The organism is Gracilimonas sp., assembly GCF_017641085.1.
Taxonomy (GTDB): Bacteria; Bacteroidota; Rhodothermia; order Balneolales; family Balneolaceae; genus Gracilimonas.
On sequence record NZ_JAEPPI010000003.1, the window covers coordinates 129,135 to 141,748 of the forward strand.

Consider the following 12,614-nt stretch of genomic DNA (forward strand, 5'->3'; position numbering starts at 1 on the left):
GTATTACTTTGGAAGAGTTATTTCTATCTAAAGCTCACCCATAAATTTCACCATGCAGGTATTTTAAACGAATTGGCTCGTCAAACTTCTCGATGGCATATCTCAACATAGTTCTCGGCATGTTCCGGTAGTATTTTTTCAGGAATTCTTCTTCCATACCCAGATCGCGGTTTCCGATTTCACGCAGCATCCAGCCTACAGCTTTTTGAATAAGATCGTGATCATTATGCACCAGTATCTCAGCGATAGCCAGCGCATCTTCGAAGTCATTCTGCCTGATGAAATGATAGCACGTAATCATGGCGATTCGCTTTTTCCAGAGATCATTGGATTTAGCAAAATCATACAACAAACCCCGGTCTTTATCTTCCAAAAAAGGGCCGAGGATCTTATGGCAGGAACTGTCGATGATATCCCAATTATTAAAGCCGGCGAGATTGTTAAGATACACTTTCGTCATTTGTTCGAGTTCTTCGTCCCCGCCTTTCTCAACCTTATAAACCATCAACAGGGCTGCCGTAAGTCGGACTTCATGAATCTTATGTTGCAGTAACTTCCCAATTTCTGATGCAGGCAGCTCCCTGTATTTTTTAGCTACTTTTCGTTGATCGGGAACTTTGATGCCCAAAAACTCATCGCCTTCACCATATTCTCCCTGGCCCGATTTAAAAAACCGCCTGGAGTGCTTCGCCTTCTCAGGGTCAGCATATTTTTTCAGTTCGTTGATGACGTCTTGCTGGTTCATGTCCGGTACATTAAAAAGGCTCCGACGCAGAGCGTCAGGAGCCAGTATTAGTTTAGAGTCAAGACTAGCGAAGCCATTCTTATATAGAATATAAAACCTCGTGCTGATCGCTCCGCGTCGGTACGAACGTTAGTGACTGCCAAAGCAGGTACACTGCAATCCGGCTGCTTCAAGGGTGATGGCATGCCAGTCGAATTCATCTCGGTAGCCATCTCGTTCCCACCAGAAAGGAAGTCGCTCCTTAAGCTGGTTGCCCACTTCATTCATGGTTGCAGCATCAAACAAGCGGCCGTTTACCATGGTATAAGTAACTGAATTTGTGTTTCGGATATCTTCCAGGGGATTTTCATCCAAAACGATCAGGTCGGCCAGTTTCCCAACTTTCAGGGAACCTATTTTATGATCCATTCCCAGGTAATGAGCTCCGTTCAGGGTGGCTACTCTGAGGGCTTCCATGTTAGACATGCCGCCCTGCTCAAACATCCAGAGTTCCCAGTGGGCTCCCAATCCCTGAAGCTGACCATGTGCCCCGAGGTTTACTTTCACACCGGCATCGGCCAGCATTTTATCAGACTCGGCGGTCAAAATATGGCCGTTTTCGTATTCTTCGTCAGGAATCATAGTACGATGACGGGAGCGGGGATCAATTACACCGCGGGGAGTGAAGGTCAGCAGTTTCTCATTTTCCCACACATTATTCTTCTGATAGAAATAATATTCACCGCTCATACTGCCATAATTTACAACGTGGGTAGGTGTATATCCGGTTTCACTGGCGCCCCAAAGCTGAATTACATCTTTATAAAGAGGAGCAACCGGGATGTTATGCTCAATACCGGTATGTCCGTCAAGAATCATGCTCATGTTATGGGTGAAAGTGGAACCGCCCTCAGGCATCACCATCATTTCCAGTTCCTGTGCAGCTTTGATAACCTGCTGGCGCTGGTTTCTGCGAGGCTGGTTATAGCTCTTCACAGAGAAAGCTCCCCAGGCTTTGGTTCTTTCGAGCGCAAAAAGCGCATCTTCGTAACTGTTGATTTCCGTTTTGATGGATCCATCAGCTCCGTATAAAATCACCCCGGTGGAGAATACCCGAGGGCCTACCATATGTCCGGCTTTGATGGCTTCAGCATGAGAGAAAATCATTTCCGAATTGGAAGACGGGTCATGAGCCGTGGTTACCCCATAAGCGAGGTTCGCATAGTACTCCCATTGCTGCTGCGGACTAACTCCCAACCGGAAATTCCCAATGTGGGCATGTACATCTACAATACCGGGCATGATGGTTTTGCCGGTGGCGTCAATCACTTTTGCTGAAGATGGAATTTGAATATCGGTTCCCATGGCAGCAATTCTGTTGCCTTCTACCAATATGGAGGCGTTTTCGAGAACGGTATCTCCCTGCATGGTGATGATCCGTGCATTGGTGAAAGCAATAGAGCCTTCGGGAACATAGGTTTCAATATCGAGCTCCAGTTTTTTACCGGTACTTGGCGGCTCAGGTAGTGAATCGGGAGCGCCGTCCACGAAAGAAAATGTCTCTTTCAGATCCACGGTAAAATATTCCTCTCCGAGGGTCCAGTGAAGCTTGTCACTTTCTGCCGACCAATGCATATGATAACCGGCCTCGGAAGACACCTGTTTTACAGGAACGGATTTTGTATTCGGTTCCAGCTCTATGGTTTTTCCGGTTTTGGGGATCGGCGCTATATAAACTTTGTGGAGGTTAGAAAAAGCCATCCACTCTCCGTCAGGACTTGGAACAAATTCGTGCCCGTAACTGGAAGTGAAGTGGGTTTGCTCGTCTTCCCCACGCAAGTTCACGCTTTTGTACGATTTGTTTATAGCTCCAAAAATATATCCGCCCGTTTGGTAGTAAATACGATCTCCTTTGGCGTTGAACCGTGGCATAGCGCCCTCGTCCGTAATCATGGTTTCGGTTCCTCCCCGAGCAGGGATGGTATAGATTCCCGGGTTCAATGTATGTACAAAGCCCTGCTGTCCGTTACCACTTTCTTTGCGAAATACAATGGTGTTTCCGTCCGGTGAGAAGCGCGGTTCCCGATAAATGCCTTTTTCAGAAGTTACCTTTGTGGGTGTGGAAGTTCGCTGCCCTGAATTCAATTGAACCACATTCACTGCCCCCATATTCTCATCACTCCAGGAAACATAAGCAATGGATTTTCCATCAGGAGAGAAAGAAGGCTCAAACTCAAAATCTGTTGAATTGGTTACACGGCGGGGGGTTCCATCCGGGAGCAGCTTAGTCCAAAGGTAGCCGGCTGCGCTCCAAACCAGGTTACGACCATCAGGCGAAGTGACCAGTTGTCGGACAGCTTTTACTCTGAACTGATCGGGCGCAATATCCTGCTTGAATCGAACCGCCTTCACGATATTGTGTGAAGATTCAACCTCAAAAGGAATAATTTCAGATTCACCGGTACGAGTATCAACTTTGTTGATTTTACCATTTGCCCAAATGATGATGTGCCGGTTATCAGGCAGCCAGTTAAAGTTGGCATAAGGGCCGAAAATGGCCCAGGCTTCTTGCATATCCTTACTAAGGTTATCATACACCGGGTATTCTCTTCCCGTATCCAAATCCCTCAAATATAGAACGGATTTTGTGCGAACCCGGCGAACAAAAGCCAGTGTCTCCCCATCCGGTGAAATTTGTGGCCTGATTGCACCTCCATTTCCTCCGGTTACAGTCTCAATTTCTCCCTCTTCCCGGTCATAACGTTTGATAGCATAAATCTGGCTATTCGGATCTTTGTTGTATTGGAAAAATCCCCCGGGATAAACATCCTGGCTGTAGTACACATAACGACCATCCGGAGAAACCCATGGCTCGCCGATATCCTGCTGGGCATTGGCTTTTTCCACCAGTTGAATTCCGCTGCCGCCTGATTTGTGATACATCCAGATTTCACCGGCACCTAATGAGCGGGTGGACGAAAAGTGTTTTTTAGCGATGATGTATTCACCGTCCGGAGTCCATACTGCGTTGTTTAGTAACCGGAAGCTTTCGTCGGTCACCTGCCGGGCATTTTTTCCGTCCAGGTCCATCACCCAGATATTGTCGCCACCGCCGGCATCGCTGGTAAAGGAGATGTGCATGCCATCGGGGCTGAATCGCGGTTGTACCTCATAGGCATGTCCGCCTCTAAGCAGTGTTGCGTCGCCGCCATTCACCGACATGATGTAAATATCGCCCAATAAGTCGAACACAATCTCCTGTCCGTCGGGGCTTACATCCAGGTTCATCCAGGTACCTTCATCGGTGGTGAATGAAACATGGGTGGAGTCGCCAAGCGGGGGATTGGTGATATCCCATTTATTCTGGGCATGAGTTGTTGAGAGTAGTATAAAGGTAGAAAGAATGCAGGCTAAGTATTTCATAAGTAATTCAGGAGTAGGTTGATTGTGACGATAATACCAAATTATGAGTTAAAATTGGAATGCCATTACTTGAGTTAAATTCTTACAGATTATTAATGTAGATATACAATTAAATTTATAATATTTGTTTGATTCAGGTTTCAGCTAATAACGGAGATTGATTATTAAGCGGTTTACATTATTAGGGTTTTTTGCACTTTGGCTTTGTGTAGCCCAAGCTCAAAAATATAATATAAAAACCTACTCGGTTAACGACGGCCTTCCATCCAGTCAGGTTTATGATATTCACTTGAGTGACAATGGATTCGTATGGTTCGCAACGGCCTATGGCCTGGTGAAGTTTGATGGGTTCGAATTTGAAACTTATGATAAAAAAAATGGGCTCAGAGATGAAATTATCTATGATATCTTTGAAGATTCAAAAAAAAGATTCTGGGTATCTACTGAAACAGGAGGAGTTGGATTATTAGAGGGGGATTCTGTTAGATACGATCCGGAATTTTCGGTGTTGGATACCATGCTGATAAATTATGTGATTGAGTCACCGGGCAAAGAAATCTGGTTCGGCACCGATGCACATGGAGTGATGGTTTGGGATGGTTCGTCTTTCGATAGAATAACAACAGACACAGGGCTTCCAAGTAATCAAATTTGGGATATTCAATTCCTAAGAGAAAACGAGGTCTGGATTGCAACGATGAATGGGGTGGCTGTTTATAAAGAAGAACACGGTATTTTTAAATCCTGGAAAAAAGAAGATGGGTTAAGCGGAGAGATTACATACCAGGCTTTTGAGGCTTCTGATAATACGATTTGGATCCCGACCAATTCAGGCATAACACTTATAAGTGCACAGGATGAGCTGACTACCATCACGGAAATCAATGGTCAGAAACTGGGATATATATACAATATTGCTGAAGATGATGATGGGTTGATTTGGATAGGAACCGAGCGGAAAGCGTTATACTGGTTTGATGGAGAAGATTATACCCACATCACCAAAAAAAATGGATTGAGCAGTAACTATATCTACCGTCTGATTAAAGCAGCTGATGGCACCATTTGGGTTGCAACAGATGGAAATGGAGTAAGTATTTTTAAAGACAAGCAATTCAGGTTTTTTGATAAAGATAGCGGAGTTCTTTCGAATGGAGTTTATAGCCTTTTCCAGGATGAAGATGGTGTAATCTGGTTTGGTAAAGAAGACGGACTTGGAAGCTATAATGAAGGGAAATTTAAAACTTATGAGGTACCCAACGAAATCTTTGATGAGGATGAAATTTGGGATATCGAGCAACTGCCCAACGGGAACCTGTTATTACTAACCTATAACTACTGGATTCTCGAATTTGACGGGGAGAGGTTTTTCCGTTCATCCATGAATGAACCGCTGATGGATTATTATATCAATGATATCATGGTGGAGGAGAATGGTGATATTTGGATAGGTACCGGTCAATCTTTGATTAAATATGACAACGGAAATCTTGAGGTTTTTAATCCAAGCGAGGAGTACTGGCAAGCATACATCAACCTGATTTATAGTGACAGCAAAGGAAATTTGTGGTTGGGAACAGAAGGAGGGCTTGCAAAATTTGATGGCGAAGATTTTGTTTATTTTACTGAAGAAGAGGGTTTAAGAGGTTCCAGTGTATATGGGATAAAAGAAGACTTCAGAGGGAATATCTGGATCGGAACTAATAAAGGTCTTTCTGTTATTAAGGGTTTTGGAGAAGAGGGTTCATCGGTAGAAATAGAAGTTTTTGAACCAGATGAAATCTTTTTACCTGAAACAATATCTCTGCTTTTTGATGATAATGGAGGACTTTGGCAGGGAACCAATGGCGGTCTAAATTATTATGATGTAGAACAGTGGTATAAGAGCGGAACCATGAATAAAGTGCACTTTGCACTTAGGGAATATGGAAAGGGGTTGGAATTTAATGGGGCAGCCGCATTGGCAGCAGCAGACGGGTACCTGTGGTTTGGAACTGCTTCGAACGGTCTGTTACAATATAAATCCGAGAAGCCACCAACCTCCATTCACAGAAAATCTCCATCAACTTTTATAAGAAAGGTTTATGTAAACGAAAGAAAAGTATATGACCAAAGCACTACATCTGACGATTTCAATGGACTTAAACTGAAGCACAACCAAAATAATGTTGAAATAGAATATGGAGCGGTAAACTATAAAGATCCTTACCGAATGTTCTATCGGTATAGATTGAACGGATTTGAAGAGAAATGGAATACCGGCTACGATAAAAGAGAGGCTGTATATACGAATCTGAGCCCGGGAGAATATTCCTTTGAGGTCATGTCGAAGTCTCCCGCATCGGATTGGAGTAATCAGGCCGCTGCTATTACTATAGAAATAGCTAAACCTTTTTGGTTAAGTGGCTGGTTTATCCTTTTATGCGTAGTTACCGGCGGAGGAATCATCTTTTTTACTGTTCAGGTATATGTAAACATCGTTGAAAAGAGAAAATTAAAGGAACTTGTTGATGAACAAACAGCTGATTTGAAAGAGGCTCTTTCTGAAAAAGAAGTACTTCTTAAGGAAGTTCATCACAGGGTTAAGAACAATATGGCTGTAGTTTCAGGTTTGCTGGATTTGCAAAGTTGGAAGATGGATGATGGGCATGCAAAATTAGCTTTAGAGAATAGCAAGCTACGAATACAAACAATGTCTTCTATCCATGAAAAGCTATATCAGAATAAGGACCTTTCTAAAATTGACTTTAAGACATTTGCAGAGGATTTGGTGCGAAATGTCGCAAGCTCTCTTAAAGGGGATGATAAGGAAGTAACAGTTGATTTAGATATTGAGGAGGGGAGTATTAGTGTAAATTCCGCTATCCCATGTGGTCTCATTCTGAATGAAGCCTTGAGTAATTGTTATGAACATGCTTTTAAGGAAACCGATAAGGGGAGTATTAAAGTCTTCTTCCGGTCGATTAATGAGCATGAGTATAAGTTGGAAGTGAAGGATGATGGAATTGGTATTCCTGAACAGCTGATCAATTCTAAATTGTCTACGCTTGGGCTTACACTCATCAACTCATTGGTTTCACAAATAAAAGGAACTGTTGAATACAAAAATGAAAAAGGGACCACTATCAGCATAGTGATCCCTAAATAACCGTTAATTAGTTTCTTACTTTATTTAGATTTGAACTTCTTGATGAAGTTTTTGGTGAAATCAGACAGCACCAATCGACCGCTGATTTCAGCCCGTTGTTCAAGCAGTAAATCCCAGTCTTCGGTTCCTTTCCAGAGAACGGCTTTCAGATTTTTCATGGCTTCAGGGCTGCTTTTGGCTAATTCGGAAGCTAATGTCCTTACAGCCTGGTCCAGATCGTAAGTAGAACCGAAAATTTTGTTGAATAAGCCATTCTCCAGCGCCCATTCCGCATCGTACCAGTTAGTGGCGTCAATAGAAAGAGCTGAAAAAGCACTCTTGCCAACCTTCCGCTCAACGGCCGGACCAACTACAAACGGCCCGATGCCGAGTGCAAGTTCGCTCAGTTTGATATCTGCTTTTTCTTCGGCAAAGGTATAATCTCCGGCTGCAGCAATCCCAACTCCACCGCCTACAGTTTTACCATGAACTCTCACGATGATGAGCTTCGGGCAGGTACGCATGGCATTTAAAACCAGGGCAAATCCCATGAAGAATTCTTTCCCTGTATCGTAGTCATCGATGGCAATGAGCTCGTCAAAAGATGCACCGGCGCAAAAAGCTCCGTCACCGCGACTTTGGATTACAAGAACCCTGATATCATCATTCTCGCCTGCCTCGGTGATAGTCTGTGCCAATTTTCTGAGGATGGCTCCGGGTAAAGAATTCCCTTTGGGGTGGTAGAACTCAATAGTCCCAATGTTGTTGTTGATAGTGAGATTTACTGCTCCGTTCTGTTCTGACATTTTTTCCTATTTCAAAGTTTGTTTAAAAACCGCAGAGTGCACAGAGGATTCGCAGAGTTCGCAATGAAGACTCTGCGTCCTTTGCGCAAACTTGGCGGTCTTTGCGTTTAAAATTACTGTTCGTCTATAGGTAATTTGTTTTTCCTCTTCATAAGAGTCAAAATAGTGTATTCCGCAACAACGACATTCTCCTGATTTGTTACTTCCACATCCCAATAAACCACTCCGAAAGGAAATGGATCATCTTTCTTTTGCTGGCGGACATTCTTTCGTTTAAGGATCAATTTAGCCTGAATGGTATCGCCTGGGGCAACTGGAGCCACGAACCGTAGATTTTCCAGGCCATAATTAAGCATCACCGGACCTTCATCGGGATCAACAAACAAACCTGCTGTAGCTGAAAGTACGAAATAGCCATGGGCTACAATCTTGCCAAACAGAGACCGGGATGCAGCTTCAGGATCGGTGTGTGCATAAAAATGATCTCCGCTTAATTCTGCAAATTCTTCAACGTCTTTATCAGTAACAGTTCGCTTATCAGTGGTTAAAGCTTCGCCGATCTTAAGCTCTTCAAAGTACTTCTGGAAGGGATGCTTATCCGATTCCTCGGTTTCAGCTCCTTTGATGTGTTGATTAACAATATTTCGAAGAGTAGTAGGCGATCCCTGTAAGGCAACCCGCTGCATGTTATGAAGCACAGCACGTGCCCCACCCAGCTCTTCACCGCCACCGGCATGTCCGGGTCCACCATGCACAAGGGAGGCTATGGGTGATCCATGTCCGGTAGACTCCTCGGCGGAGTTCCGGTTGATCACCATAAAACGCCCGTGGTAAGGAGCGCATCCCAGGGCAACCTCTTGCGCAATTTCATCATCAGCGGTAAAAAGAGAGCCCACGAGTGAGCCATTTGCTTTATTGGCAAGGTCGATGGCCTCCTGCGTGTTCTTGTAAGGCATGACGGTTGTCATTGGGCCGAAAGCCTCTAGCCGGTGAATGTCATCAACCTGCATGGGCTTGTGACAAACAAGTACTCTTGGGTTAGTAAAAGCACCATTTTGTTTACCGGTTGAAGCATACACCGTTTCTGTAATCTCTGATAGCTGCTGTAGCTGTTCTTCAAAACGTTCAGCCTGAAGGTTGCTGGCCAAAGGGCCCATCCGTGTTTCCTTCTCAGCAGGGTGACCTATTGTTGTTTTCTCCAGCCGGGCTTTCAGTGCTTCAATGACATCATCAACCAAATTCTCAGGAACAATGGTCCGCCGGATGGCCGTACATTTTTGCCCGGTTTTAACGGTCATTTCATTCGATACTTCCCTGATGAAAAGTTTAAATTCTTCCATCTCGGGCGTTACATCTTCCCCAAGAATAGAGCAATTGAGTGAATCGGCCTCCAGGTTAAAAGGCACGTTGTTTGCGATGATATTGGGATGTGCCTTCAGTTTTTTTCCAGTGACGGCTGATCCGGTGAACGCCACCATGTCTTGGCTAATCAGGTGATCCAATAAATCGCCAGGCTTATCTGCGGCAATAAATTGAACAGATCCTTCCGGAAGGATGTCCGCCTCTATCATATCTTTGAAAACTTCCCAGGCAAGATAAGAACCAGTGGGAGCCGGCTTTACGATAACGGGCATACCGGCAATGATGGCTGGTGCCAATTTCTCCAGCATTCCCCAAACCGGAAAATTAAATGCATTGATGTGAACGGCCACTCCGTGACGAGGAACGCAAATATGTTGCCCCATGAAGGTGCCTTTGCGGGAAAGTCGTTCAGTGTCACCTTCCACATGCCAGGGCAGGTCCGAAAGTTCCCGGCGTGATTTACTGGAAATGCCAAAAGCGGTAATCAGCCCCCCTTCAATATCAATCCAGGAATCTTTGCGGGTGGCGCCTGTATGGGTAGAGATTTCATAATACTTCTCCTTTCGCTCCATCAAATACTGCCCAAGAAATTTAATCTTGAAGGCCCGCTCGTGGATACTCATCTCGCGGAGTTTTGGTCCGCCCACTGTACGTGCATACTCCAGCGCTGACTTGTAATCAATCTCGGCTTCCACCATTTGGGCAACCGGCTCGTTAGTTACGGCACTAACCAGGTCAGTTTCTGCACCTTCATTGAGCCATTCGCCTTTAATGTAGCTGGTAACTCGTATTTGGTTTCTGGTTTCTTGTTCTTTCATTCCTTTAATTTACTTTTGTGATCTTTCAACAGATTGAATAAAAAGATTCAATTTTCTTCCAAGCTTGTCATTAAGCTCAATGAGCTCTTTGTAAAAGGCTTCATTATTTAAAGATTTGGTTTCGAATAGAGAATCAAGGTGATCCCGTGTTTCATCGTTAGAAGCTAATGCAAAAATAAGAAACCGAATATACTCCTGAGTATATCTTCTTCTTCCATAACCCTCTACAATATTTGATCTTACCGATTTTGAAGATCGACGAATTTGACTGGCAGTTTCAAACTGTTCGAATTTTGGTAAAGAAAAGGTCATTTTGTGAATCCTATTAGATTGTTCTTTAGCCAGCTTCCAAATTTCTTGATTTCTATAGCTCATTTCAAAAGTGTCAATTTAAGAGAAGTAGAACTAGAATCCAGTTTCAAGAATCCAGTTTCGAGTTCCCCCACGTCTCATATCCCATCTGTTGGACTTCCCGATCTTCAGGGACTTCCCGCAACGGTTTACATTCTTTCAGAGTCTCATGAAGTTCGCCCGGCAGTTGCTGATATAATTCAGTTCCTTTTGATTTCCAGGCCGCCATTTCATCCGTCACATCTTTAACGATTTTTGCAGGATTCCCCACAACAACTTTCCGGTCTGGAATTTCCATTCCTTCCGGCACAAAAGCTAATGCCCCTACTATGGATTCTTTTCCAATTTTCACGTTATCCATGATGACAGCATTCATTCCAATCAGGCAGTTCTTCCCGAGATGCGCTCCATGAATGATAGCTCCGTGTCCCACATGGGCGCTTTCTTCTAAGGTAACCGTCACGCCGGGAAACATATGGATGGTACAGTTCTCCTGAACATTGCAACCATCTTTGATAACGATTTTACCCCAATCACCACGAATAGCCGCACCCGGACCTATGTACACATCTTTCCCTATAATCACATTGCCTGTTACCGCTGCCTGAGGATGCACAAAAGCCGATTTGTGAACGACTGGTTTGAAGCTATTAAACTCATAAATTGCCATAGATCACCATTTTTTGAACCGCAAAGAGCGCTAAGGTTACGCAAAGTTCGCAAAGAAATTACTTAGCGTTCTTTGCGAGATCTCCGCAGACTTTGTGGTTGATTACTATGTTTTCTCCAGAATGACTGCCATTCCTTGCCCAACACCTACACATAGCATGCATAAAGCATATTTGTGTGAATCTTTTTCGTGAAGTTCTACAGTGGCTGTTTGCAATAGTCGCTGTCCGGTCATGCCCAATGGGTGTCCTAAAGCAATAGCTCCTCCGTTCGGGTTGAGCCGGGGATCGTTATCATCCATTTCCAGCATTCGTGTTACACCTAAAGATTGGCCTGCAAATGCTTCATTCAATTCAATTACATCCATGTCGTCCAGTTTCATTCCCGCTCGTTTCAATACTTTTTGAGCGGCTTCAACCGGACCTAATCCCATAATTCGGGGCTCAATACCTGACACGGCATGGGCTACAATTCGGGCTTTGGGTTTGAAACCAAAATCCTTCACGGCTTTATCTGAAGCGACCAGCAAGGCTCCGGCACCATCATTCAGACCTGATGCATTTCCAGCAGTAACGGTCCCGTCTTTCTTGAATGCAGGACGAAGTTTAGCCAATACTTCAGCAGTAGTATCCGGACGCATAAATTCATCATGTTCAAATAAATATGGATCTTGTTTTCTGCGGGGAATTTCTACGGGTACAATTTCTTTAGCCAATCGACCAGAATCGCGCGCAGCTCCGGCTTTTTGTTGACTCCAGGCTGCAAATTTATCCTGATCTTCCCGGCTGATAGTATGCATTTCCACTACATTTTCTGCGGTCATCCCCATTCCATCGGTGCCGTACATCTCTTCCATTTTAGGATTGATGAACCGCCAGCCGAAGGTTGAGTCATGCATTTCAGTAGTTCCGGAATAGGGAGAGGAACCCTTTCCTAAAACAATGGGTCCGCGGGTCATGTGTTCCACTCCTCCGGTAATAAATACGTCTCCTTCGCCGGCTTTTATGGCATGGTAAGCCTTTACGGTGGCACTCATACCTGAGGCACATAATCGGTTCACGGTTTCACCTGGAACAGAAACAGGAATTCCAGCCAATAATGAAGCCATGCGAGCAACATTTCGGTTATCTTCCCCAGCTTGGTTTGCACAGCCTAAAATCACATCCTCAATCGCTTCAAGATCTAACCCCGGGTTTCTGTTTATAAGTTCTTTGATGGGAATTGCCGCCAGATCATCAGCCCGGATGGGAGAAAGCGATCCTTTTAATTTTCCAATGGGAGTTCGTATTCCGTCAACGATATATGCTTCAGACATATAATTTTAAATTTTGAAT

8 protein-coding genes are annotated in these 12,614 nt (G+C 44.3%); 1 reads left to right on the forward strand and 7 read right to left on the reverse strand.

The window, feature by feature from the left end:
* Positions 1-34 precede the first annotated feature (34 nt).
* Positions 35-745, reverse strand: a complete 711-nt coding sequence (locus JJ941_RS11545; RefSeq protein ID WP_290965291.1) for a DNA alkylation repair protein — start codon at positions 743-745, stop codon at positions 35-37.
* Positions 746-874: 129 nt separating this feature from the next.
* On the reverse strand, positions 875-4,147 hold the full coding sequence (locus JJ941_RS11550) for an amidohydrolase family protein (protein WP_290965293.1): 3,273 nt from the start codon (positions 4,145-4,147) through the stop codon (positions 875-877).
* Between the two features lie 157 nt (positions 4,148-4,304).
* Here JJ941_RS11550 and JJ941_RS11555 point away from each other — a divergent pair, with 157 nt between their 5' ends.
* On the forward strand, positions 4,305-7,295 hold the full coding sequence (locus tag JJ941_RS11555) for a two-component regulator propeller domain-containing protein (RefSeq protein WP_290965297.1): 2,991 nt from the start codon (positions 4,305-4,307) through the stop codon (positions 7,293-7,295).
* A 20-nt stretch (positions 7,296-7,315) separates the two neighbouring features.
* On the opposite strand, the gene JJ941_RS11560 is transcribed toward JJ941_RS11555, so the two are convergent.
* The 5 genes from JJ941_RS11560 to pcaF all read right to left on the reverse strand — a co-directional run bounded on the left by JJ941_RS11560 (position 7,316) and on the right by pcaF (position 12,595).
* Entirely contained in the window at positions 7,316-8,080 is a 765-nt protein-coding gene (locus tag JJ941_RS11560) for an enoyl-CoA hydratase/isomerase family protein (RefSeq protein ID WP_290965300.1), read from the reverse strand.
* 113 nt (positions 8,081-8,193) lie between these two features.
* Entirely contained in the window at positions 8,194-10,260 is a 2,067-nt protein-coding gene (gene paaZ, locus JJ941_RS11565; RefSeq protein WP_290965302.1) for a phenylacetic acid degradation bifunctional protein PaaZ, read from the reverse strand.
* Positions 10,261-10,269: 9 nt separating this feature from the next.
* A complete protein-coding gene (locus JJ941_RS11570) occupies positions 10,270-10,635 on the reverse strand; it encodes a four helix bundle protein (RefSeq protein ID WP_290965304.1) in 366 nt (121 codons plus the stop codon).
* A 43-nt stretch (positions 10,636-10,678) separates the two neighbouring features.
* Complete coding sequence (locus JJ941_RS11575; protein WP_290965306.1) at positions 10,679-11,281, reverse strand: transferase hexapeptide repeat family protein; 603 nt, start codon at positions 11,279-11,281, stop codon at positions 10,679-10,681.
* Between the two features lie 105 nt (positions 11,282-11,386).
* Positions 11,387-12,595: a 3-oxoadipyl-CoA thiolase gene (gene pcaF / locus JJ941_RS11580; protein WP_290965308.1), complete on the reverse strand. Its 1,209-nt coding sequence runs from the start codon at positions 12,593-12,595 to the stop codon at positions 11,387-11,389.
* Positions 12,596-12,614 lie beyond the last annotated feature (19 nt).